Origin of the sequence: Enterobacter cloacae complex sp. P47BA (genome assembly GCF_014930485.1) — a bacterium.
GTDB lineage: Bacteria > Pseudomonadota > Gammaproteobacteria > Enterobacterales > Enterobacteriaceae > Enterobacter > Enterobacter bugandensis.
The window spans coordinates 1-21,776 of sequence record NZ_JADBRF010000012.1 but is presented as its reverse complement, the minus strand read 5'-3'; the positions used below and the strand labels follow the sequence as shown (position 1 = coordinate 21,776).

At 56.6% G+C, this 21,776-nt stretch carries 26 protein-coding genes; 19 read left to right on the top strand and 7 right to left on the bottom strand.

Annotated elements, in window-relative coordinates:
- Positions 1-221 precede the first annotated feature (221 nt).
- The gene (locus IM299_RS13435; protein ID WP_193357629.1) at positions 222-1,433 is read left to right on the top strand and encodes an MFS transporter; all 1,212 of its coding nucleotides are present in this window, start codon (positions 222-224) and stop codon (positions 1,431-1,433) included.
- A 3-nt stretch (positions 1,434-1,436) separates the two neighbouring features.
- Here IM299_RS13435 and speB read toward each other — a convergent pair whose 3' ends face one another.
- The 3 genes from speB to yqgB form a co-directional block, all read right to left on the bottom strand.
- Entirely contained in the window at positions 1,437-2,357 is a 921-nt protein-coding gene (speB, locus tag IM299_RS13430; RefSeq protein ID WP_017382921.1) for an agmatinase, read from the bottom strand.
- Between the two features lie 210 nt (positions 2,358-2,567).
- On the bottom strand, positions 2,568-4,544 hold the full coding sequence (gene speA, locus IM299_RS13425; protein ID WP_028014361.1) for a biosynthetic arginine decarboxylase: 1,977 nt from the start codon (positions 4,542-4,544) through the stop codon (positions 2,568-2,570).
- An 8-nt stretch (positions 4,545-4,552) separates the two neighbouring features.
- Positions 4,553-4,684, bottom strand: coding sequence for an acid stress response protein YqgB (gene yqgB / locus IM299_RS13420; RefSeq protein ID WP_127312443.1), 132 nt, complete (start codon positions 4,682-4,684; stop codon positions 4,553-4,555).
- 189 nt (positions 4,685-4,873) lie between these two features.
- On the opposite strand from yqgB, the gene IM299_RS23040 reads away from it, so the two are divergent.
- From IM299_RS23040 to ruvX, 9 genes are all read left to right on the top strand, one after another.
- Entirely contained in the window at positions 4,874-5,161 is a 288-nt protein-coding gene (locus tag IM299_RS23040) for a hypothetical protein (protein ID WP_041908330.1), read from the top strand.
- A gap of 186 nt (positions 5,162-5,347) precedes the next feature.
- Positions 5,348-6,502 carry a methionine adenosyltransferase gene (gene metK, locus IM299_RS13405; RefSeq protein ID WP_041908329.1) on the top strand — a complete coding sequence of 385 codons (1,155 nt, stop codon included), beginning with the start codon at positions 5,348-5,350 and terminating at the stop codon, positions 6,500-6,502.
- A gap of 359 nt (positions 6,503-6,861) precedes the next feature.
- Positions 6,862-8,259, top strand: a complete 1,398-nt coding sequence (galP, locus tag IM299_RS13400) for a galactose/proton symporter (protein ID WP_041908328.1) — start codon at positions 6,862-6,864, stop codon at positions 8,257-8,259.
- A gap of 58 nt (positions 8,260-8,317) precedes the next feature.
- Complete coding sequence (locus tag IM299_RS13395; RefSeq protein ID WP_028014364.1) at positions 8,318-8,815, top strand: SprT family zinc-dependent metalloprotease; 498 nt, start codon at positions 8,318-8,320, stop codon at positions 8,813-8,815.
- Positions 8,816-8,909: 94 nt separating this feature from the next.
- Positions 8,910-9,617 (top strand): deoxyribonuclease I, encoded by a 708-nt coding sequence (endA, locus tag IM299_RS13390; RefSeq protein ID WP_028014365.1) that lies wholly within the window; start codon positions 8,910-8,912, stop codon positions 9,615-9,617.
- Positions 9,618-9,668: 51 nt separating this feature from the next.
- Positions 9,669-10,400: a 16S rRNA (uracil(1498)-N(3))-methyltransferase gene (gene rsmE / locus IM299_RS13385; RefSeq protein ID WP_041908327.1), complete on the top strand. Its 732-nt coding sequence runs from the start codon at positions 9,669-9,671 to the stop codon at positions 10,398-10,400.
- Between the two features lie 19 nt (positions 10,401-10,419).
- Entirely contained in the window at positions 10,420-11,367 is a 948-nt protein-coding gene (gene gshB / locus IM299_RS13380) for a glutathione synthase (protein ID WP_041908326.1), read from the top strand.
- Positions 11,368-11,441: 74 nt separating this feature from the next.
- The gene (locus IM299_RS13375) at positions 11,442-12,002 is read left to right on the top strand and encodes a YqgE/AlgH family protein (protein WP_028014368.1); all 561 of its coding nucleotides are present in this window, start codon (positions 11,442-11,444) and stop codon (positions 12,000-12,002) included.
- Positions 12,002-12,418 (top strand): Holliday junction resolvase RuvX, encoded by a 417-nt coding sequence (gene ruvX / locus IM299_RS13370; RefSeq protein ID WP_021242076.1) that lies wholly within the window; start codon positions 12,002-12,004, stop codon positions 12,416-12,418. The genes IM299_RS13375 and ruvX overlap by 1 nt, the downstream gene beginning before the upstream one ends.
- A 9-nt stretch (positions 12,419-12,427) precedes the next feature.
- Here the strand turns inward: ruvX and IM299_RS13365 are convergent, their stop codons facing one another.
- Positions 12,428-13,408 (bottom strand): type IV pilus twitching motility protein PilT, encoded by a 981-nt coding sequence (locus IM299_RS13365; RefSeq protein WP_048957287.1) that lies wholly within the window; start codon positions 13,406-13,408, stop codon positions 12,428-12,430.
- Between the two features lie 17 nt (positions 13,409-13,425).
- Here IM299_RS13365 and IM299_RS13360 point away from each other — a divergent pair, with 17 nt between their 5' ends.
- From IM299_RS13360 to IM299_RS13335, 6 genes are all read left to right on the top strand, one after another.
- The gene (locus IM299_RS13360; RefSeq protein WP_047364543.1) at positions 13,426-14,127 is read left to right on the top strand and encodes a YggS family pyridoxal phosphate-dependent enzyme; all 702 of its coding nucleotides are present in this window, start codon (positions 13,426-13,428) and stop codon (positions 14,125-14,127) included.
- A 21-nt stretch (positions 14,128-14,148) separates the two neighbouring features.
- Positions 14,149-14,715, top strand: coding sequence for a YggT family protein (locus tag IM299_RS13355; RefSeq protein WP_045260768.1), 567 nt, complete (start codon positions 14,149-14,151; stop codon positions 14,713-14,715).
- Complete coding sequence (gene yggU / locus IM299_RS13350; RefSeq protein WP_014885193.1) at positions 14,712-15,008, top strand: DUF167 family protein YggU; 297 nt, start codon at positions 14,712-14,714, stop codon at positions 15,006-15,008. Before IM299_RS13355 ends, yggU begins: the two co-directional genes overlap by 4 nt.
- 3 nt (positions 15,009-15,011) lie before the next feature.
- Entirely contained in the window at positions 15,012-15,605 is a 594-nt protein-coding gene (locus IM299_RS13345; protein WP_010435473.1) for an XTP/dITP diphosphatase, read from the top strand.
- Complete coding sequence (gene hemW, locus IM299_RS13340; RefSeq protein ID WP_048957286.1) at positions 15,598-16,740, top strand: radical SAM family heme chaperone HemW; 1,143 nt, start codon at positions 15,598-15,600, stop codon at positions 16,738-16,740. Before IM299_RS13345 ends, hemW begins: the two co-directional genes overlap by 8 nt.
- Positions 16,741-16,803: 63 nt before the next feature.
- A complete protein-coding gene (locus IM299_RS13335) occupies positions 16,804-17,142 on the top strand; it encodes an endonuclease domain-containing protein (RefSeq protein WP_028014373.1) in 339 nt (112 codons plus the stop codon).
- 70 nt (positions 17,143-17,212) lie between these two features.
- Here the strand turns inward: IM299_RS13335 and IM299_RS13330 are convergent, their stop codons facing one another.
- Genes IM299_RS13330 through trmB form a run of 3 tightly spaced genes read right to left on the bottom strand, consistent with a single transcriptional unit; the run spans position 17,213 to position 19,032 of the window.
- Complete coding sequence (locus IM299_RS13330; RefSeq protein WP_041908321.1) at positions 17,213-17,929, bottom strand: DUF2884 domain-containing protein; 717 nt, start codon at positions 17,927-17,929, stop codon at positions 17,213-17,215.
- 57 nt (positions 17,930-17,986) lie between these two features.
- Positions 17,987-18,313, bottom strand: coding sequence for a YggL family protein (locus IM299_RS13325; RefSeq protein ID WP_028014375.1), 327 nt, complete (start codon positions 18,311-18,313; stop codon positions 17,987-17,989).
- Complete coding sequence (gene trmB, locus IM299_RS13320; RefSeq protein ID WP_028014376.1) at positions 18,313-19,032, bottom strand: tRNA (guanosine(46)-N7)-methyltransferase TrmB; 720 nt, start codon at positions 19,030-19,032, stop codon at positions 18,313-18,315. The genes IM299_RS13325 and trmB overlap by 1 nt, the downstream gene beginning before the upstream one ends.
- A gap of 144 nt (positions 19,033-19,176) precedes the next feature.
- On the opposite strand from trmB, the gene mutY reads away from it, so the two are divergent.
- From mutY to mltC, 3 genes are read left to right on the top strand one after another with little or no spacing between them, the layout of a single operon-like run.
- Positions 19,177-20,229 carry an A/G-specific adenine glycosylase gene (gene mutY / locus IM299_RS13315; protein WP_193357628.1) on the top strand — a complete coding sequence of 351 codons (1,053 nt, stop codon included), beginning with the start codon at positions 19,177-19,179 and terminating at the stop codon, positions 20,227-20,229.
- Between the two features lie 26 nt (positions 20,230-20,255).
- Positions 20,256-20,528 carry an oxidative damage protection protein gene (locus IM299_RS13310; RefSeq protein ID WP_023309138.1) on the top strand — a complete coding sequence of 91 codons (273 nt, stop codon included), beginning with the start codon at positions 20,256-20,258 and terminating at the stop codon, positions 20,526-20,528.
- Positions 20,529-20,584: 56 nt separating this feature from the next.
- A complete protein-coding gene (gene mltC, locus IM299_RS13305) occupies positions 20,585-21,661 on the top strand; it encodes a membrane-bound lytic murein transglycosylase MltC (RefSeq protein ID WP_041908319.1) in 1,077 nt (358 codons plus the stop codon).
- Positions 21,662-21,776 lie beyond the last annotated feature (115 nt).

Here is a 21,776-nt window from a genome sequence, read left to right as displayed (position 1 = left end):
GAATACGATTTATCGATGGCCTTAAATTTTAATAAACAGTGATTGACTTCTTTTCTTTTTGTTCCTTAAAAATAAAAGAAGTGAAAAACAGGGTGTTTCACCTGTGAAACTTAATTTTATTTTTTCTTTAATAAACAATTAGTTTCACAGGTAAACCATTTTACCCACGTGACAATCACGCGCATAAAAATAGAAATAAACGAAAACATAAGGCAGGCGTTATGACGGCAAGATGGCAAGGCACAGTGGCACTGTTATTACTGATTATTATTTCCTACGTTGACCGGGTGAATATTTCTGTCATGATTTTAAACCCGGAATTTGCTCAGCATTTTCAGCTAAATGAAAACAGAATGTTACAGGGAATGCTTATGACCTGTTTTCTGCTGGGTTATGGATTTTCAGCTTTATTATTAACTCCGGTTATTGAAAGCAAACTTCATTATCGACAGGGATTATTGAGCAGCATAGCGATGTGGGCAGCGGTATGCGCCATTTCCCCGCTGCTCGGATCGCTGATGGGCATGCTCGTCGCGCGCACGATCCTGGGGATCGCTGAGGGGCCGCTCTTTTCGCTGAAAACGCGCTTCATCAGCGATCACTTTAGCGCGCAAGAGATCGGCAAACCCAACGCCGTGACCGCGCTGGGCGTCTCGCTCGGGCTGGCCGTGGGCTTTCCGCTGGTAACGTGGCTGATGGCGCATCTCGGCTGGGCCGGGTCGTTTTATGCCCTGGCGGTATTAAATCTGGTGCTGGGCGGCGGCCTTGTCTGGCGCTTCCTGCCCGCGCCGCGGGGTGCGGAGAAAATCAAAAAACCGGGCTTCGCAGAGACGTTTTCGCTTGCCTGGCAGACGCCGCTGCTCGGGTGGATCCTGCTGGTGGAGATTGCCACCCTGAGCTATCTCTGGGGGAGCAGCGCCTGGCTGCCCGCGTGGCTGCGCGACGAGCATCATTTCTCGCTGCACGCCACGGGCATGCTTGCGGCCGTTCCCTTCCTGCTGAGCCTGGGCTCGAAGTTCCTCGGCGGGGTGCTGCTCGACAGAATGCGCCCGGAACAGGCACCAATGCTGTTTGTGGTGGGCGGCGCGCTGACGGCGCTGTCCGTGGTCGCGCTGATGCTCAGCCATCAGCCTGCCTGGCTGGCGCTGTTTATGCTCTCGGCGAATATCTTCTGGGGGCTACAGGGGGCGGCTATTCCGGCGGTGATCCAGCATCACGCCGCGCGGGAGGCGGTGGGCAGCGCTTACGGCATTATCAACGGGATCGGCAATATCTGCGCGGCGTTTATTCCGCTGCTGATGGGGATGGTGATGAGGTCGGTAGGGTCGGTCAGCTCAGGCTTTTCGGTGCTGGTCGTCTCGCAGGTAATCACCCTGCTTGCCGGGGGAATGTTGCTGCTGCGCATGCGTCGCGCAGCAGCAATCAGCGCGTAAGGCTTATTCGCCTTTTTTCGCGGCCTGGATGTAGAGCATTTCCAGCGCCAGGGTCGCCGCGGCAAGCGCGGTGATCTCGGACTGGTCATAGGCTGGCGCCACTTCCACCACGTCCATCCCAACGATGTTCAGATCCTTCAGGCCACGCACCAACTTGATGGCGCGGTCTGACGTCAGGCCGCCAATCACCGGCGTACCAGTACCCGGTGCAAACGCCGGATCCAGGCAGTCGATATCGAAGGTCAGGTATACAGGCATATCGCCGACGATCTGCTTAACCTGAGCCAGAATATCGTCCACGCCGCGATCGTTCACCTGGCCGGCGTCCAGCACGGTGAAACCGTTGTCTTTGTCGAACTCGGTACGGATGCCGATCTGCACGGAGTGGTTCGGATCGATCAGGCCTTCTTTCGGCGCGGTGTAGAACATGGTGCCGTGGTCGAACTCGCAGCCGTTCGCGTAGGTGTCGGTATGCGCATCGAAGTGCACCAGCGCCATTTTACCGAAGTGCTTCGCGTGGGCGCGCAGCAGCGGCAGAGTGACAAAGTGGTCACCGCCGAAGGAGAGCATGCGCTTACCGGCCGCCAGCAGTTTCTCTGCGTGCGCCTGCAATTTTTCGCTCATTTCGCGCGCGTCGCCGAAGGCGTACACCAGGTCACCGCAGTCCACCACGTTCAGGCGCTCGCGCATGTCGAAGTTCCACGGGAAGCGGTTGTGCTCCCAGGCCAGGTTGGTGGAAACCTGACGGATTGCCGCCGGGCCGTGACGTCCACCCGCACGACCGGAGGTTGCCATGTCGAACGGCACGCCGGTGATCACCCAGTCCGCATCGCTGTCGTACGGCTGGAAGTTCATTGGAAGGCGTAAAAAACCAAACGCGTTAGATACCAGAGAGTTATCGTACTGATGACCTAAAGTGCTCATGTCCTGACCTCTTTTAACGTCGATACATTAAAAACAGATGAAAAAAAATCCCCTCCGCGTCGTTAAACCCGACGAGGAAGGGATTGATTCGTAAATCGCATATTGGGGCGAATTATCGCCGGTAATTCATACGGGTTCAAGTGAGTATAGGGTATTGTGCGGTCTGATGCCCTCACCCCAACCCTCTCCCACCGGGAGAGGGAGGTTTTACTACTCGTCTTCCAGGTAGGTGTACCCGTACAGACCCGCTTCAAACTCTTCCAGGAACTGCTGCTGCAAGGCATCGTCCAGACCGGTGTTTTTCACCTGGTCGCGGAACTGGGTGAGCAGTTTTTTCGGATCCAGCTGCACGTATTCGAGCATGTCCGCCACGGTGTCCCCTTCGTCGGACAGCTCAACCTCGACGCTGCCGTCAGGGAAGACAAACACGTCAACCGCTTCGGTATCACCGAACAGGTTGTGCATGTTGCCGAGGATCTCCTGATACGCACCCACCATAAAGAAGCCCAGCATTGGCGGGTTCTCCGGATCGTACTCCGGCATTGGCATCGTCGTTGCGATACCGTCACCGTCAACGTAGTGGTCAATCGCGCCGTCAGAGTCACAGGTGATGTCCAGCAGCACCGCACGACGTTCCGGGGCGTGGTTCAGCCCTTCCAGCGGCAGAACCGGGAACAGCTGGTCGATACCCCAGGCATCCGGCATCGACTGGAACAGGGAGAAGTTGACGTACATTTTGTCCGCCATACGCTCCTGCAACTCGTCGATAATCGGACGATGCGCGCGGTTGCTCGGGTCGAGCTGTTTCTGCACTTCATGGCACATGTTCAGATAGAGCTGCTCCGCCCACGCGCGCTCCTGCAGGCTGAAGGTGCCTGACGAGTAGCCGACGTGGATATCGTGCAGATCCATCTGGCTGTCGTGCAGCCATTCGCGCAGGGAACGGCGCGTGCCCGGCTCGTGCATTTCCTGCCAGGTTTCCCACATGCTTTGCAGGGAACGCGGGGCATCATCTTGCGGAGGCGTCGCTTCGGTGATTTCGCTGCGCTCAACGCCAATGATATTAGACACCAGCACCGTATGGTGCGCGGTAACCGCGCGGCCAGATTCGGTAATCACCGTCGGGTGCGGCAGGCCGTGCTCTTCACAGGCATCGCCAATCGCCCAGATGATGTTGTTGGCGTATTCGTTCAGGCCGTAGTTCACCGAGCAGTCGGACTGCGAGCGGGTCCCTTCGTAGTCCACGCCCAGGCCGCCGCCCACGTCGAAGCACTGAATATTCACGCCAAGCTTGTGCAGCTCAACGTAGAAACGCGCGGATTCACGCACGCCGGTGGCGATGTCGCGAATATTGGCCATCTGCGAGCCGAGGTGGAAGTGCAGCAACTGAATGCTGTCCAGACGACCGCGCTCGCGCAGGATCTCCACAAGCTGCAGCACCTGGTTCGCCGCGAGGCCGAACTTGGATTTTTCACCGCCGGAAGACTGCCATTTACCGGAACCCTGCGACGCCAGACGCGCACGTACGCCAAGGCGCGGAATGACGTTCAGACGCTCGGCCTCTTCCAGCACGATGGCAATTTCGGTCATCTTCTCGATAACCAGATAGACCTTGTGGCCCATCTTCTCGCCAATCAGCGCCAGACGAATGTACTCGCGGTCTTTATAGCCGTTACAGACGATCACCGACCGGGTCATGCCCGCGTGCGCCAGAACCGCCATCAGCTCCGCTTTGGAGCCTGCTTCCAGTCCCAGCGGTTCGCCGGAGTGGATCAGGGATTCGATTACGCGGCGGTGCTGGTTCACCTTGATCGGGTAAACCAGGAAGTAGTCGCCGTTATAGCCGTAGGATTCACGCGCGCGCTTGAACGCGGCGTTAATGGAACGCAGGCGATGTTGCAGGATCTGCGGGAAGCAGAACAGTGCAGGCAAACGCTGGCCCTGCGCTTCACGGGCTTTCACCAGCTTAGCGAGATCCACGCGCGCTTCAGGGACGTCCGGGTCCGGGCAGACGCTGATGTGGCCCAGTTCGTTGACGTCGTAGTAGTTATTGCCCCACCAGGCAATATTGTAAGTGCGCAGCATCTTGCTGGCTTCCTGGGAGCTCATCGCAACCTCCTGCATAGAACGTAGTACACCCTGTTCGCCCGCTGACGAAGGCGAAAAAGAAGACATGTCGTCAGACATAGCGAACCTCAACTCTTTGTATTAAGTGTAAAACAGTTGACTACTATCGCAGCGTTATACGGCGATAACAACCCATAAACGGCTCCGTTTCCCAGCAGAGTATGCTGAAATCCAGACCGTGCGACCGGTTTCTTATTCATATCATTGTAAAACACGTATCCGAACTCTGTATGACAAGGTTCGGCGAAACCACGAGAAAACTCTTGTATTAACAAGAGCGCCCTTGTTCAGTTTTCACAGAGCGTAACCGGCCCTTGAATCCTGAGAAGCGCCGAGATGGGTATAACATCGGCAGGTTTGCAGACTAGAAATGCGGGTTGCGGGAATCAATGGCGCGCCAGAACGGCAGCGCTGAATTAGCGGAAAACGATGGTTCATTATCTCGTATCACCTCCACGGCCGCCTCTGATGAAACGGACCCCAAGCCAAAGCTAAAAGTTCACTGCTCAACCCGGCTGGAAGTGGCGACACGATGTATTCATCGAGCGCTGATTTTATATGAGCCGCGCGCCGCGTTTTATACCGAGAAGGGGGCTAAAAAGCAAAACAAAAATACGCGTGTTGCCAGCAGCGTCAGGAAAAATTTCCAGCAGCCATTTCAACGCAGTGAGAGATGAATCAAAAAAAACTGGAAATCGGGCGAAGAAGTGACCTAAAATAGCCATCCAGATGTTAATCCATCTATACTGATTAACACTCATACTGCCAGTGTCAAAAACCTGCAGGCCTTGGTAGAATTATCTCCTTTGGCTATTCCACACAGCAGCTTGAGCTAACCAAATTCCTCTTAGGTGAAATAAAACATGGCAAAACACCTGTTTACGTCCGAGTCCGTATCAGAAGGACATCCTGATAAAATTGCTGACCAAATCTCCGATGCGGTGCTGGATGCGATCCTGGCGCAGGATCCTAAAGCGCGCGTAGCGTGTGAAACCTATGTCAAAACCGGCATGGTTCTGGTTGGCGGTGAGATCACCACCAGCGCATGGGTTGATATCGAAGAGATCACCCGTAACACGGTGCGTGAGATCGGCTATGTGCATTCTGATATGGGCTTTGATGCCAATTCCTGCGCGGTACTGAGCGCGATTGGCAAACAGTCTCCGGACATCAACCAGGGCGTTGACCGTGCCGATCCGCTGGAACAGGGCGCGGGCGACCAGGGCCTGATGTTCGGTTATGCAACCAACGAAACCGATGTGCTGATGCCAGCACCTGTGACCTACGCACACCGTCTGGTGCAGCGTCAGGCTGAAGTGCGTAAAAACGGCACCCTGCCGTGGCTGCGCCCGGATGCGAAAAGCCAGGTCACCTTCCAGTACGACGACGGCAAAATCGTCGGTATTGACGCGGTGGTGCTGTCTACCCAGCATGCCGAAGAGATCGATCAGAAATCCCTGCAGGAAGCAGTGATGGAAGAGATCATCAAGCCGGTTCTGCCAACCGAATGGCTGAGCTCAGCAACCAAATTCTTCATCAACCCAACCGGACGCTTTGTTATCGGCGGCCCAATGGGCGACTGCGGCCTGACCGGTCGTAAAATCATCGTTGATACCTACGGCGGCATGGCGCGTCACGGTGGCGGCGCGTTCTCCGGTAAAGATCCGTCTAAAGTTGACCGTTCTGCCGCGTACGCTGCACGTTATGTGGCGAAAAACATCGTTGCTGCCGGCCTGGCCGACCGCTGTGAGATTCAGGTTTCCTACGCAATCGGCGTGGCTGAGCCAACCTCCATCATGGTGGAAACCTTCGGTACGGAGAAAGTGCCTTCAGAACAGCTGACCCTACTGGTGCGCGAGTTCTTCGACCTGCGTCCATACGGCCTGATTCAGATGCTGGATCTGCTGCACCCAATCTACCAGGAAACCGCTGCATACGGTCACTTTGGTCGTGAACATTTCCCATGGGAAAAAACCGACAAAGCCGCTCTGCTGCGTGAGGCTGCCGGTCTGAAATAATCGACAGCCGAGAATATTAAACAGGCCAGCCTTTGTGCTGGCTTTTTTTATGTCGGGTGGCGGCTAAAGCCGCACAACTGAAAGCGATTACACCGCACCGGCACCACTCCGCTTTCAGAATAATCTCTTTGCATGATCGCCTTTCTTCTGCTGTTACATTTCCTTTCAGTTAAGTCTGAAATTCAAACAAACGCGATGCGCATCACCTCGTTTACCTCTATATTTTCAAAGCTTTAATAATTTTTACGGTTGCACGTTAGTGTAACCGATTACACCATTGTGATTAATCTCACATATTTTTACGGGTCGCTCACCTACCCTTATCATCAATAAAACTGATAACCCAACTGGAGGGCATAATGCCTGACAATAAAAAACAGGGGCGTACGTCCAACAAGGCGATGACTTTCTTCGTCTGCTTCCTCGCCGCCCTGGCAGGATTACTCTTTGGCCTGGATATCGGCGTCATTGCCGGCGCTCTTCCCTTCATCGCAGACGAATTCCAGATTAACGCGCATACCCAGGAATGGGTGGTTAGCTCCATGATGTTCGGTGCGGCCGTTGGGGCCGTCGGCAGCGGCTGGCTCTCCTTCAAGCTCGGACGCAAAAAGAGCCTGATGATCGGTGCGATCCTCTTCGTCGCCGGTTCGCTCTTCTCCGCTGCCGCCCCTAACGTTGAAGTGCTTATTCTTTCCCGCGTGCTGCTGGGCCTTGCGGTGGGCGTGGCGTCTTACACCGCCCCGCTCTACCTCTCCGAAATTGCGCCGGAGAAAATCCGCGGCAGTATGATTTCCATGTACCAGCTGATGATCACCATCGGTATTCTCGGCGCTTACCTGTCCGATACCGCGTTCAGCTACAGCGGCGCATGGCGCTGGATGCTCGGCGTGATCATCATCCCGGCCATTCTGCTGCTGATTGGCGTCTTCTTCCTGCCGGACAGCCCGCGCTGGTTTGCCGCCAAACGCCGCTTCGTTGATGCCGAACGCGTGCTGCTCCGCCTGCGCGATACCAGCGCGGAAGCGAAAAACGAGCTGGAAGAGATCCGCGAAAGCCTGAAGGTAAAACAGTCCGGCTGGGCGTTGTTTAAAGAGAACAGCAACTTCCGTCGGGCGGTGTTTCTCGGCGTGCTGCTGCAGGTGATGCAGCAGTTCACCGGGATGAACGTCATCATGTACTACGCGCCAAAAATCTTTGAACTGGCGGGCTACACCAACACCACCGAGCAGATGTGGGGCACCGTCATCGTGGGCCTGACCAACGTGCTGGCGACCTTTATCGCCATCGGCCTGGTGGACCGCTGGGGTCGTAAGCCAACCCTGACACTGGGCTTCCTGGTGATGGCGACGGGTATGGGCGTTCTCGGTACGATGATGCATGTGGGCATCCACTCCCCAACCGCCCAGTACTTCGCGGTGGGCATGCTGCTGATGTTTATCGTCGGGTTTGCGATGAGCGCCGGTCCGCTGATTTGGGTACTGTGCTCTGAAATCCAGCCGCTGAAAGGGCGTGATTTTGGTATCACCTGCTCTACCGCAACCAACTGGATTGCCAACATGATCGTCGGCGCAACGTTCCTGACCATGCTCAACACCCTGGGCAATGCCAACACCTTCTGGGTCTACGCCGGTCTGAATATCTTCTTTATTGTGCTGACCGTCTGGCTGGTTCCAGAAACCAAACATGTTTCTCTGGAACATATTGAACGTAACCTGATGAAAGGTCGTCCGCTGCGCGAAATCGGCGCCCACGACTAATCCTCTTGCGGGAGGCGCCTCTTGCGCCTCCCCGCTTCCCGCTTTATGCTCTGCCCCTATGAAAGCTCCCCGTCTCCCCATCGCCATTCAGCAAGCCGTTATGCGCAGCCTGCGGGAAAAACTTGCCCAGGCGAATCTGAAACTCGGCCGCAATTACCCTGAACCGAAGCTGGTCTATCAGCAGCGCGGCACCGCAGCCGGCACCGCCTGGCTGGAATCGTACGAGATCCGCCTGAACCCGGTGCTGATGATGGAAAACCAGCAGGCGTTTATTGAAGAAGTGGTGCCGCACGAGCTGGCGCACCTTCTGGTATGGAAGCATTTTGGCCGCGTCGCGCCGCACGGCAAAGAGTGGAAGTGGATGATGGAAGCGGTGCTCGGCGTTCCGGCGCGCCGTACCCATCAGTTCGAGCTGGAATCGGTACGCCGCAATACCTTCCCCTATCGCTGCCAGTGTCAGCAGCACCAGCTTACCGTCCGCCGCCATAACCGCGTGGTGCGCGGCGAGGCGACCTACCGCTGCGTCAAATGCGGCGAACCGCTGATTGCGGAGTAATCACCTGAACTTTCAGGAACTTTCCTGATCTGACTGATTGCATACAGGAACAACATTCGTTACGTTGCGGGCTCGTTTTGACACGGAGTGTAAGATGTCCCGTAATGTTTCTCTCGCGGTCGCTTTTCTGGCGACGGCGCTTTCCGGTCAGGCCCTGGCCGACGGTATCAACAGTTTTTCCCAGGCCAAGGCAGCAGGCGTGAAGGTGAACGCCGATGTGCCGGGCGATTTCTACTGCGGCTGCAAAATTAACTGGCAGGGCAAAAAAGGGGTCGTTGACCTCGAATCCTGCGGCTATAAGGTGCGTAAAAATGAAAACCGCGCCAGCCGCATCGAGTGGGAGCATGTCGTTCCGGCCTGGCAGTTTGGTCACCAGCGCCAGTGCTGGCAGGACGGCGGACGTAAAAATTGCGCCAAAGATCCGGTTTATCGCCAGATGGAAAGCGACATGCATAACCTGCAGCCTGCGGTTGGTGAAGTGAACGGCGACCGCGGCAATTTCATGTACAGCCAGTGGAACGGTGGCGAAGGCCAGTACGGCCAGTGCGGTATGAAGGTAGATTTCAAAGAGAAAGTCGCCGAGCCCCCTGCCCGCGCGCGCGGCAGCATCGCCCGCACCTACTTCTACATGCGTGACCGTTATGACCTCAACCTTTCACGCCAGCAGACGCAGTTGTTCAATGCCTGGGATAAGCAGTATCCGGTGACGGAATGGGAATGCCAGCGCGACGAACGTATCGCCAGAGTCCAGGGGAATCATAACCCGTACGTCCAGCGGGCTTGCCAGGCGCAAAAGAGCTAACCTACACTACGGCAATTCGCTTATACCGCATGACATATGGAATTTTTGACTATGCGCATTCCCCGCATTTACCACCCTGAACTGATTACCGCAGGCCGCGAAATCGCCCTGTCTGACGACGCCGCCAACCACGTTGGCCGCGTGCTGCGCATGGGGGCTGGCCAGGCAATACAGCTGTTCGACGGCTCTAATCAGGTTTTCGACGCGGAAATCACGCGGGCGGATAAAAAAAGCGTGCATGTGAATGTCTTGCGCGGCGAAGTGGACGACCGTGAATCGCCGCTGCACATCCACCTTGGGCAGGTGATGTCGCGCGGAGAAAAGATGGAATTCACCATTCAAAAATCCATTGAGCTGGGTGTAAGCCTCATTACGCCACTTTTTTCCGAGCGCTGTGGCGTTAAACTGGATGCGGAACGTCTGAACAAAAAGATCCAGCAGTGGCAGAAAATCGCCATTGCGGCCTGCGAACAGAGCGGCCGCAACCGTATTCCGGAGATCCGCCCGGCGATGGATCTGGAGGACTGGTGTGCAGAAGAGGATAGCGGGCTGAAGCTCAATCTTCATCCGCGCGCCAGCGCCAGCATCAATACGCTGCCGCTGCCCGTTGAGCGCGTACGCCTGCTGATTGGCCCCGAAGGCGGCCTGTCGGCGGACGAAATTGCGATGACGGCGCGCTACCAGTTTACTGATATTCTGTTGGGACCTCGCGTTCTGCGCACTGAGACAACGGCACTCACGGCCATAACCGCGCTACAGGTACGGTTTGGCGATCTGGGTTGAAGTATTAACGGAGAAGAACATGATAAAGCTCGGCATCGTGATGGATCCCATCGCAAACATTAACATCAAGAAAGACTCCAGCTTCGCCATGCTGCTGGAAGCGCAGCGTCGTGGCTATGAGCTCCACTATATGGAGATGAACGATCTTTATCTGATCAACGGTGAAGCCCGCGCACGCACCCGCATCGTTAACGTCGAGCAGAACTACGACAAATGGTACGAATTCGGCACCGAGCAGGACATTGCCCTGGCCGACCTCAACGTCATCCTGATGCGTAAAGATCCGCCGTTTGACACCGAATACATCTATAGCACCTACATCCTTGAGCGTGCCGAAGAGAAAGGGACGCTGATCGTCAACAAGCCGCAGAGCCTGCGCGACTGCAACGAGAAGCTTTACACCGCCTGGTTCTCTGACCTGACGCCGGAAACGCTGGTCACCCGCAGCAAAACGCAGCTGAAAGAATTCTGGCAGAAGCACGGCGACATCATCATGAAGCCGCTGGACGGCATGGGCGGCGCGTCTATTTTCCGCGTGAAGGAAGGCGACCCGAACATTGGCGTGATTGCCGAAACGCTGACCGAGCTGGGCACGCGTTACTGCATGGCGCAAAACTATATTCCAGCGATCAAAGATGGCGATAAGCGCGTGCTGGTCGTGGACGGTGAGCCGGTGCCTTACTGCCTGGCGCGTATCCCACAGGGTGGCGAAACCCGCGGTAACCTTGCGGCAGGTGGCCGCGGCGAGCCGCGTCCGCTAACCGAAAGCGACTGGGAAATTGCCCGCCGCGTTGGCCCAACGCTGAAAGCCAAAGGCCTGATCTTCGTTGGCCTGGATATCATCGGCGATCGCCTGACCGAAGTTAACGTCACCAGCCCAACCTGCATTCGCGAAATCGAAGCGGAGTTCCCGATCTCGATCACCGGAATGCTGATGGACGCTATCGAAAAACGTTTACAGAAATAAACTGTGACAGCGCCTGGGTTTATCCCCATACTGGGCGCTGTCGCTTTTTAAACCAGGAAACAGTACCTCTGACAATGAATTTACAGCATCACTTTCTTATTGCCATGCCTGCTCTCCAGGATCCGATTTTTCGCCGCGCCGTGGTTTATATTTGTGAATACAATGAAGACGGCGCGATGGGTATTATCATCAACAAACCGCTGGAAAACCTGCAGGTTGAAGGGATTCTGGACAAGCTGAAAATCTCGGCTGAAGCGCGCCTGCCGGAAATCCGGCTTGATAAACCGGTGATGCTGGGTGGACCTCTTGCCGAAGATCGCGGCTTTATCCTGCATACCCCGCCGGTATTCTCTTCCAGCATTCGCATCTCCGATAACACCGTGATCACTACCTCGCGCGACGTGCTTGAAACGCTGGGCACCGCTGAGCAGCCTTCCGAAGTGCTGGTGGCGCTGGGCTATTCGTCGTGGGAGAAAGGCCAGCTTGAGCAAGAGATCCTCGATAACGCCTGGCTTACCGCACCTGCGGACATGAATATTCTGTTTAAAACCCCTATTGCCGATCGCTGGCGTGACGCGGCAAAACTGATTGGCATTGATATTCTGACCATGCCTGGCGTAGCGGGGCACGCGTAATGAGCGGCACCCTTCTCGCCTTCGACTTCGGCACCAAAAGCATCGGCGTCGCCGTGGGTCAACGGATCACCGGCACCGCCCGCCCGCTCACGGCGCTGAAAGCTAACGACGGCACGCCGGACTGGAACCTTATTGAGCGCCTGCTCAAAGAGTGGCAGCCGGACGACGTGATTGTCGGCCTGCCGCTGAACATGGACGGCACCGAGCAACCGCTTACCGCCCGCGCGCGTAAATTCGCCAATAAAATCCATGGCCGCTTTGGCGTCTCCGTGAAGCTTCACGACGAGCGTCTCAGCACCGTCGAAGCGCGTGCAGGCCTGTTTGAACACGGTGGCTTCCGGGCGCTCAACAAAGGCAGCGTAGACTCCGCTTCAGCCGTTATCATCCTCGAAAGCTACTTCGAACAGGGCTTTTAACGCAGGGGCCTACAGCCGCCCCTGTGCCCGTCTCTCCGCCAGGCTCTGGTCAAAGTTCTGCATTCCCGCCTGCTGGCCGGTTTGAATGATGCCGGGCAGCTGCCAGGTCTTCCCCTCACGAATCAGATTCGCCGCCGCCGCGGTGTTTACCAGCAGCTCGTACAGCGCGACGCGCCCGCCCTGAAGATCGGGAAGCAGCTTTTGCGCCAGCACTGCCCGCAGGCTGCCGGCCAGCTGGTTACGCACCGGATCTTTCTCCTGCGCCGGGAACGTATCGACCAGCCGTTCAATCGCCTGTGCTGCCCCGCGCGTGTGCAGCGTCGCCAGCACCAGATGCCCGGTCTCCGCCGCCGTCAGCGCCAGGCGGATCGTTTCGCTGTCGCGCAGCTCCCCCAGCAAAATAATGTCCGGGTCCTCGCGTAACGCACTGCGCAGCGCCTCTGCAAATGACGGGCTGTGCTGGCCTATCTCCCGCTGCTGAATCAGGCAACGTTCACTCTGGTACATAAACTCCACCGGATCTTCAAGCGTGAGGATATGGCCGTCAGTATGGCGGTTGAGGAAGTCGACCATTGCGGCCAGCGTGGTGGATTTACCGCTACCGGTCGCTCCCGTTACCAGAATCAACCCGTTGTCGCTGGACAACAGTTCGGGAATAGCGCGCGGCACCCCAAGCGAAGGGAGCTGCGGACAGGAACGCGGCAACAGCCGCAGGGTAACGGAGATGCCCTTCATCTGCTTAAACGCACTGCCGCGCAGACGCTGGTCTCCTGCGACCGTCACGGCAAAATCGACCTGCCCGTTTGCCCACCATGCGCCCTGCTGTTCGTCGTTGAGCCACGCCTTTAGCAACGCCCCGACGTCCGGCGGCGGAAACGGGGCCGGCTCAAGGCGGCCCAATCTGCGCCAGCGCGGTGGTGAATCACTGCACAGGTGTAGATCGGAGACGTTATGCTTTACACTAAGGGCCACAATTTCTTCCACATCCATAGACTACTCCTCGGAAAATGAACGACATTGCGCATAACCTGGCACAGGTCCGGGACAAAATCTCAGCTGCTGCAACGCGTTGCGGCCGTGCTTCAGAAGAAATTACGCTACTTGCAGTCAGCAAAACCAAGCCTGCGAGCGCCATCGCAGAAGCGATTGCTGCAGGTCACCGGGCGTTTGGCGAAAACTACGTGCAGGAAGGTGTGGATAAAATTCGCTACTTCCAGGAGCAGGAGACGTCCGATCTGCAATGGCACTTTATTGGTCCCCTGCAGTCGAACAAAAGCCGTCTGGTGGCAGAGCACTTTGACTGGTGCCATACCATCGACCGTCTGCGTATTGCTTCCCGTCTGAGCGACCAGCGCCCGGCGGAGATGCCTGCGCTTAACGTGCTGATTCAAATCAACATCAGTGATGAAAACAGCAAGTCCGGCATTGCGCTGAACGAGCTGGATGCGCTGGCCGCAGAGGTGGCCGCCCTGCCGCGCTTAACCCTGCGCGGACTGATGGCCATTCCGGCACCTGAGTCAAGTTATGAAAGGCAGTTTGCCGTGGCACAGCAAATGGCTGTAGCATTTGAGGCGCTTAAAGCGCGCTATGAAACGGTAGACACGCTTTCACTGGGCATGTCGGATGATATGGAAGCCGCCATCGCGGCAGGCAGCACTATGGTGCGCATCGGCACAGCCATTTTCGGTGCGCGCGACTACACCAAATAATAAGGAAACCTGAGGAACGCCATGAAGACGTTGACTTTCCTGCTCTCAACGGTCATTGAGCTGTACACGATGGCGCTTTTGCTGCGCGTCTGGATGCAGTGGGCCCGCTGTGACTTTTACAATCCGTTCTCCCAGTTTGTCGTGAAAATCACGCAACCTGTTGTCGGACCGCTGCGCCGTATTATCCCGGCCATGGGCCCCATCGACAGCGCTTCGCTGCTGGTGGCGTTTATTCTGAGCGTGCTCAAAGCCATCGTGCTGTTTATGGTCATCACCTTCCAGCCGATTATCTGGATTGCCGCCGTTCTGATTCTGATCAAAACCGTCGGTTTGCTGATCTTCTGGGTACTGCTGGTGATGGCGATCATGAGCTGGGTAAGCCAGGGGCGTAGCCCGGTAGAGTACGCCTTGATTCAGTTGGCCGAGCCGCTGCTGCGTCCGATCCGTAACCTGCTTCCGTCCATGGGCGGCATCGACTTCTCCCCGATGATCCTGGTGCTGCTGCTCTATGTGATCAACATGGGGATCGCCGAACTGCTCCAGTCTACGGGCGATATGCTGCTGCCGGGGCTGTGGATGGCGCTATGAGTGCAGTAAGCACCTGCGCCGACGGGCTGGTTTTACGGCTGTATATTCAGCCGAAAGCCAGCCGCGACAGTATTGTTGGGCTGCATGGCGACGAGCTAAAGGTCGCCATCACCGCCCCACCGGTCGATGGCCAGGCGAACGCGCATCTGACCAAATATCTGGCAAAACAGTTTCGCGTCGCCAAAAGCCAGGTCATCATTGAAAAAGGTGAACTTGGGCGGCATAAACAGGTAAAAATCCTTAATCCGCAATCTATCCCGACGGAAGTCGCGGCTCTGACAGAACAGGACTAAACCATGCAGAAAGTTGTTCTCGCGACCGGTAACGCCGGTAAAGTGCGCGAGCTGGCCTCGCTATTAAATGATTTTGGGCTGGACGTGGTGGCTCAGACCGAGCTGGGCGTGGAGTCCGCCGAAGAGACGGGCCTGACGTTTATCGAAAACGCCATTCTGAAAGCGCGCCATGCGGCGCAGGTAACCGGCCTGCCCGCGATTGCCGACGACTCCGGTCTGGCCGTGGATTTTCTCGGCGGCGCGCCGGGAATTTACTCCGCGCGCTATTCCGGGGTGGACGCCACCGACCAGCAGAATCTGGAAAAGCTGCTCGTGGCCCTGAAGGACGTTCCCGACGAACAGCGTACCGCGCAGTTCCACTGCGTGCTGGTCTACATGCGTCATGCAGAAGACCCGACGCCGATCGTCTGTCACGGCAGCTGGCCGGGCGTGATTACCCGTGAAGCGGCGGGCAACGGCGGCTTTGGCTACGACCCGATTTTCTTTGTCCCGACCGAGGGCAAAACCGCTGCGGAACTGACCCGCGAAGAGAAAAGTGCGATTTCCCACCGTGGACGCGCGCTGAAACTATTACTGGAAGCACTACGTAATGGCTAATTTGCCGCCTCTGAGTCTTTATATTCATATCCCGTGGTGCGTGCAGAAATGCCCGTACTGCGATTTCAATTCGCACGCGCTGAAGGGCGAAGTGCCGCACGATGACTACGTCGCGCATCTGCTGGCCGACCTGGACGCCGATGTGCCGTACGCACAGGGACGTGAAGTTAAGACCATTTTCATTGGTGGCGGTACGCCGAGCCTGCTGTCAGGCCCGGCAATGCAGACGCTGCTGGACGGCGTGCGTGCGCGCCTGAACCTGGCGGCGGATGCAGAAATTACGATGGAAGCCAACCCCGGCACCGTTGAGGCCGACCGTTTTGTCGAGTATCAGCGCGCGGGCGTGAACCGCATCTCCATCGGCGTGCAGAGCTTTAGCGAGCCGAAGCTGAAGCGTCTGGGGCGCATTCACGGCCCGGAAGAGGCGAAGCGCGCGGCGAACCTGGCAACGGGGCTTGGGCTGCGCAGCTTTAACCTCGATTTGATGCATGGCCTGCCGGATCAGTCGCTGGAAGAGGCGCTGGACGATCTGCGCCAGGCCATTGCGCTGAATCCACCGCACCTGTCGTGGTATCAGCTCACCATTGAGCCAAACACGCTGTTCGGCTCGCGCCCGCCGGTGCTGCCGGATGACGACGCGCTGTGGGATATCTTCGAGCAGGGCCACAAGCTTTTGACCGCTGCCGGGTATCAGCAGTATGAAACGTCCGCCTACGCGAAGCCGGGCTTCCAGTGTCAGCACAACCTGAACTACTGGCGTTTTGGTGATTATCTGGGGATTGGCTGCGGCGCCCACGGCAAGGTGACCTTCCCGGATGGTCGCATTCTGCGTACCGCCAAAACCCGCCACCCGCGCGGGTATATGGAAGGCCGCTACCTGGAGCGTCAGCACGACGTTGAGGCGGCGGATAAGCCGTTTGAGTTCTTTATGAACCGTTTCCGCCTGCTGGAAGCCGCGCCGCGCGCGGAGTTTTCGCTGTACACTGGCCTGGCGGAATCGGTGATTCGTCCGCAGATTGACGAAGCGCTGGCAAAGGGGTATCTCACCGAGAGTGAGGAATGCTGGCAGATCACCGAGCACGGCAAGCTGTTCTTAAACTCCCTTCTTGAGCTGTTCCTCGCCGAAGATTCCTGAAGGCTGATTCAGGATTTCGCATCCCGTTCTGCCAGCTAAGGGAAAGGCTGGCAGAGTATGGGGATGGAAAAATCAAAACAACTCCGTAAACAAATGACGCCCGAAGAGTTACGCCTCTGGTATTTACTCAGGGGACGCCGCTTCTTTGGCTATAAGTTTCGCCGCCAGATGCCGATTGGTGCATATATCGTGGATTTTGCCTGTTTTAAGGCAAAGCTGATTATCGAGCTGGACGGTGGCCAACATCAGAATAACGAAACCTATGATTCACGTCGTACTGAATTTTTGAATGCGAACGGCTGGGAAATACTACGGTTCTGGAATAACGAATTCAGGACAAACGAGGAGGAGGTGTTAATGGCTATCAGGCAACGACTGCGCTGCCTGATGCCCTCACCCTGACCCTCTCCCACAGGGAGAGGGAACAATTACACCCTCTCCCCTGGGGAGAGGGACCCAGCGCGCAGAGAACTTACTTCAGCGTCCCCACCAGCGCCTTCCGGCTGTCTTCCAGCGACACCACGCGTTTACACACGTCTTTGCCGAACTGCTGGAAATCATCTTCCTGGTTCTTCCACTCGTTCTGAATGGAAGTCTGCAAGCCGCCCAGGCTGCCCAGCACGCCCTGCAGCGGGTTACCGCCGCCTTTCAGCACGGCTTTCGCCCCCATCTCGTTAATGCTGTCCTGCAGGATGCCGCCCATCGCCTGGTTCACCAGCTGCTGGCCGTCAGCGCGGACCTGATCGATCGCCTTATAGTGGAACGTCAGGCCATCAGAGCGCGTCTCGATAATGCGGTTCATCTGCTCTTTGAGCTGCTTGTCGAGCTTCGTAAGGCGGGAGCGCATATTACTGCTCTCCCCCACCTCTTTAGTGATGATTTTGTCCAGCGCGACGCGGCTCTTTTCGACGCGCGTCAGGGCACCTTCATTAATCCATGGCAGCGCGGTACGCAAATCGGCCTGATAATCTTTCGCCTGCTCACGCTGTGCGGCAGTCAGGTTGTACTGTTTGCCGTTAAAGGTGACGTTTCCTTCCGGCGTAATCACCAGATTGCCGTTCTCGCCTTTGACCTGCACGGTTTGCGGGCTTAACACCACGTCATCACGCGGGGTGACGCTACATTGATAATCCGCATGGGCGGTGAATCCGGTTGCCATCAAAGCAACAGCCAGCAACGTTTTGCGCATCTTAAACACTCCCTCAGACAAAATGGGCCAGCTAATGCTGGCCCGCTTACTGCTTTATTAGTCCCACCAAACGTCGAAAAGTTCGCTCACGCGGACATCTTCCAGCTTGTGCTCTTCGAGCCATTTGCGAACCAGGGCCTGATGTTCTTCGGTGCATTTGCCCACTTCCTGGGTGCAGATCAGACCTTCCCATGCCAGGTAGCCGCTACCGTCGAAGGCCAGCTTGTTTGGCTCGATTACCTCGTTGATGAACGCATCAACGTCCTGGTCGATCTGCTCAACGCTGGTGCCTTCCGGGAAACGCCAGGCAACGGAGAAGCCCACTTCCTGGAATTCTTCGATGTGCATCTTTTTACGCAGACGACGGCTACGATTCTTTGCCATTATTTCACCCTCTCGAACATTAAGTCCCATACGCCGTGACCAAGACGATGGCCACGCTGTTCAAATTTTGTCACCGGACGCGATTCCGGACGCGGTACGTAGTCGTTGCTCTCGGACTGATTTTTGTACCCGTCCAGAGACGACATCACTTCCAGCATGTGTTCCGCATAAGGTTCCCAGTCGGTCGCCATGTGGAAAACGCCGCCCAGCTTGAGCTTGCTTTTCACCAGCTCGGCAAACGGTGCCTGAACGATACGGCGTTTATTATGACGCGCTTTGTGCCATGGGTCAGGGAAAAAGAGCTGAACCATGTTCAAAGAATTGTCAGGAATCATTTTGTGCAGCACTTCCACCGCGTCGTGACACATCACGCGCAGGTTCTCAACGCCCTCTTCGTGGGCCGTAGCCAGGCACGCGCCGACGCCCGGCGAGTGTACTTCAATGCCGAGGAAGTTCTGCTCCGGGCGCGCTTTCGCCATAGTGACCAGCGAGGTGCCCATACCAAACCCGATCTCCAGCGTGACGGGCGCGTCGCGGCCAAACAGCTCGGTAAAGTCGAGCGGCTGCTCGCTGAACTCAACGCCCATCACCGGCCAGTAGTTGTCCAGCGCGTGTTGCTGCCCTTTTGTCAGGCGGCCCTGACGGCGGACAAAGCTGCGAATACGGCGCAGCGGGCGACCGTTTTCATCAAATTCCGGTGAAATGACGTCGTTTTTCATAAAAGAGTTGTCTGCTTGTGAGAATGTTCGGGAAACGGGCATTATCCAAAGTTAAGGCTTCTATGCAAGCATGGGAAAGATCCGGTTTACAGCAGATGGACGCTGTGCTGCAATCTGCGTCCCTGATTATGCGAATCGATGACCATGCAAGCCTCTCAATTTTCAGCCCAGGTGCTGGACTGGTACGACAAATACGGGCGTAAAACCCTGCCCTGGCAAATTGAAAAAACGCCCTACAAAGTATGGCTCTCCGAGGTGATGTTGCAACAAACGCAGGTCGCCACCGTGATCCCTTACTTCGAGCGTTTTATGGCACGCTTCCCGACGGTCACCGACCTGGCAAACGCGCCGCTGGACGAAGTGCTGCACCTGTGGACCGGGCTGGGCTATTACGCCCGCGCGCGCAACCTGCACAAGGCCGCGCAGCAGGTCGCCACCCGCCACAACGGTAAATTCCCGGAAACCTTCGACGAGGTGGCCGATTTACCCGGCGTCGGACGTTCAACCGCAGGCGCGATCCTCTCCCTTTCATTAGGCAAGCATTTCCCGATCCTCGACGGCAACGTGAAGCGCGTGCTCGCACGCTGCTACGCCGTTGACGGCTGGCCGGGTAAGAAAGACGTTGAAAAACGCCTGTGGGAGATCGCTGAAGCGGTCACCCCGGTGAATGGCGTAGAGCGTTTTAACCAGGCGATGATGGATCTTGGCGCGATGGTCTGCACGCGCTCAAAACCAAAGTGCGAACTCTGCCCGGTGAACAACCTCTGCGTGGCGTATGCCAACCAGTCATGGGCGCAGTATCCGGGTAAGAAACCTAAACAGACGCTGCCGGAGCGCACCGGCTATATGCTGCTGATGCAGCACGGTGACGAGGTCTTCCTCGCCCAGCGTCCGCCGAGCGGTCTGTGGGGTGGTCTATACTGCTTCCCACAGTTTGAAGATGAAGACTTGCTGCGTGAATGGCTTAAACAGCGCGGCATTGCGGCAGATACCCTGACGCAGCTGACCGCGTTTCGCCACACCTTCAGCCATTTCCATCTGGATATAGTACCAATGTGGCTTCCCGTGTCCTCATTCACCTCCTGCATGGATGAAGGCACCGCTCTCTGGTATAACTTAGCGCAACCGCCATCAGTCGGGCTGGCGGCTCCCGTGGAGCGCCTGTTACAGCAATTACGTGCCGGTGCAATGGTTTAGCATCGGCAACACAAAGAGGAATACGTATGGCCAGAACCATTTTTTGTACTTTCCTGCAGCGCGACGCTGAAGGCCAGGATTTCCAGCTCTACCCGGGCGACCTGGGCAAGCGCATCTATAACGAGATCTCCAAAGAAGCCTGGGGACAGTGGCAGAAAAAACAGACTATGCTGATCAACGAGAAAAAGCTCAGCATGATGAACCCGGAGCACCGCAAGCTGCTGGAGCAGGAGATGGTGAGCTTCCTGTTCGAGGGCAAAGACGTCCACATCGAAGGCTATACGCCGCCGGAAAAATAACAGCGTGCGGGTGAAACCCCGCCGTAAAAGCAAACACAACACGCACTCCCGGAATGATGAAAAAACTTTTAGCGCTAGCCCTTGTTGCGCCGTTGCTGGTCTCGTGCTCGTCCAAAAAAGGCGATGATTACAATGAAGCCTGGGTCAAGGACACCAACGGTTTTGACATTTTGATGGGGCAGTTTGCCCATAACATCGAGAACATATGGGGATTTAACGAAGTTCTTATTGCCGGACCGAAGGACTACGTTAAGTACACCGACGCCTATCTGACCCGTAGCCACATCAACTTTGATGAGGGTACGATCACCATTGAGACCATCGCAGGCACCGACCCTGCGGCACGGCTGCGTCAGGCGATCGTCAAAACCCTGCTGATGGGTGACGATCCGGGATCTATCGATCTCTACTCCGATGCGGACGACATCACCATTTCGAAAGAGCCGTTCCTGTACGGTCAGGTTGTCGACCAGACCGGACAGCCGATCCGCTGGGAAGGTCGCGCCACGAAATTTGCCGACTACCTGCTGCAGACGCGCCTGAAGAGCCGCTCTAACGGCCTGAAGATTATCTACAGCGTTACCATTAACCTTGTCCCGAACCACCTCGACAAGCGTGCGCATAAGTATCTGGGCATGGTGCGTCAGGCGTCGCGTAAGTATGGCGTGGACGAGTCGCTGATCCTGGCGATTATGCAGACCGAATCCTCGTTCAACCCGTACGCGGTCAGCCGTTCCGACGCGCTGGGGCTGATGCAGGTTGTCCAGCACAGCGCCGGTAAAGACGTCTTCCGCTCGCAGGGGAAATCCGGCACGCCGAGCCGCAGCTATCTGTTCGATCCGCAAAGCAACATTGATACCGGCACGGCCTATCTGGCGATGCTGAACAATGTCTATCTCGGCGGAATTGATAACCCGACGTCGCGTCGCTACGCGGTGATCACCGCCTATAACGGCGGCGCGGGCAGCGTGCTGCGCGTCTTCTCGAATGACAAAGTGCAGGCTGCGAACATCATCAACAGCATGACGCCGGGGGATGTTTACTCCACCCTCACCACCCGCCACCCGTCTGCGGAATCCCGCCGGTACCTGTATAAGGTGAATACGGCGCAGAAAAACTATCGTCGTCGATAATCAACACACCTTCTCCAGCAAGGAGAAGGTGTTCTGCTTCCCCTCTCCCTGTGGGCTGAGGGATCCCCAGTAATATGGTCATGCCTCCATGACCATATTACTGTACTCTTTTCCC

Bases quoted from the DNA above. Each gene is read 5' to 3' on its own strand.
- IM299_RS13435 (WP_193357629.1), top strand. From the start codon at position 222: ATGACGGCAAGATGGCAAGGCACAGTGGCACTGTTATTACTGATTATT.
- speB (WP_017382921.1), bottom strand. From the start codon at position 2,357: ATGAGCACTTTAGGTCATCAGTACGATAACTCTCTGGTATCTAACGCG.
- speA (WP_028014361.1), bottom strand. From the start codon at position 4,544: ATGTCTGACGACATGTCTTCTTTTTCGCCTTCGTCAGCGGGCGAACAG.
- yqgB (WP_127312443.1), bottom strand. From the start codon at position 4,684: ATGAATAAGAAACCGGTCGCACGGTCTGGATTTCAGCATACTCTGCTG.
- IM299_RS23040 (WP_041908330.1), top strand. From the start codon at position 4,874: ATGGCGCGCCAGAACGGCAGCGCTGAATTAGCGGAAAACGATGGTTCA.
- metK (WP_041908329.1), top strand. From the start codon at position 5,348: ATGGCAAAACACCTGTTTACGTCCGAGTCCGTATCAGAAGGACATCCT.
- galP (WP_041908328.1), top strand. From the start codon at position 6,862: ATGCCTGACAATAAAAAACAGGGGCGTACGTCCAACAAGGCGATGACT.
- IM299_RS13395 (WP_028014364.1), top strand. From the start codon at position 8,318: ATGAAAGCTCCCCGTCTCCCCATCGCCATTCAGCAAGCCGTTATGCGC.
- endA (WP_028014365.1), top strand. From the start codon at position 8,910: ATGTCCCGTAATGTTTCTCTCGCGGTCGCTTTTCTGGCGACGGCGCTT.
- rsmE (WP_041908327.1), top strand. From the start codon at position 9,669: ATGCGCATTCCCCGCATTTACCACCCTGAACTGATTACCGCAGGCCGC.
- gshB (WP_041908326.1), top strand. From the start codon at position 10,420: ATGATAAAGCTCGGCATCGTGATGGATCCCATCGCAAACATTAACATC.
- IM299_RS13375 (WP_028014368.1), top strand. From the start codon at position 11,442: ATGAATTTACAGCATCACTTTCTTATTGCCATGCCTGCTCTCCAGGAT.
- ruvX (WP_021242076.1), top strand. From the start codon at position 12,002: ATGAGCGGCACCCTTCTCGCCTTCGACTTCGGCACCAAAAGCATCGGC.
- IM299_RS13365 (WP_048957287.1), bottom strand. From the start codon at position 13,408: ATGGATGTGGAAGAAATTGTGGCCCTTAGTGTAAAGCATAACGTCTCC.
- IM299_RS13360 (WP_047364543.1), top strand. From the start codon at position 13,426: ATGAACGACATTGCGCATAACCTGGCACAGGTCCGGGACAAAATCTCA.
- IM299_RS13355 (WP_045260768.1), top strand. From the start codon at position 14,149: ATGAAGACGTTGACTTTCCTGCTCTCAACGGTCATTGAGCTGTACACG.
- yggU (WP_014885193.1), top strand. From the start codon at position 14,712: ATGAGTGCAGTAAGCACCTGCGCCGACGGGCTGGTTTTACGGCTGTAT.
- IM299_RS13345 (WP_010435473.1), top strand. From the start codon at position 15,012: ATGCAGAAAGTTGTTCTCGCGACCGGTAACGCCGGTAAAGTGCGCGAG.
- hemW (WP_048957286.1), top strand. From the start codon at position 15,598: ATGGCTAATTTGCCGCCTCTGAGTCTTTATATTCATATCCCGTGGTGC.
- IM299_RS13335 (WP_028014373.1), top strand. From the start codon at position 16,804: ATGGAAAAATCAAAACAACTCCGTAAACAAATGACGCCCGAAGAGTTA.
- IM299_RS13330 (WP_041908321.1), bottom strand. From the start codon at position 17,929: ATGCGCAAAACGTTGCTGGCTGTTGCTTTGATGGCAACCGGATTCACC.
- IM299_RS13325 (WP_028014375.1), bottom strand. From the start codon at position 18,313: ATGGCAAAGAATCGTAGCCGTCGTCTGCGTAAAAAGATGCACATCGAA.
- trmB (WP_028014376.1), bottom strand. From the start codon at position 19,032: ATGAAAAACGACGTCATTTCACCGGAATTTGATGAAAACGGTCGCCCG.
- mutY (WP_193357628.1), top strand. From the start codon at position 19,177: ATGCAAGCCTCTCAATTTTCAGCCCAGGTGCTGGACTGGTACGACAAA.
- IM299_RS13310 (WP_023309138.1), top strand. From the start codon at position 20,256: ATGGCCAGAACCATTTTTTGTACTTTCCTGCAGCGCGACGCTGAAGGC.
- mltC (WP_041908319.1), top strand. From the start codon at position 20,585: ATGAAAAAACTTTTAGCGCTAGCCCTTGTTGCGCCGTTGCTGGTCTCG.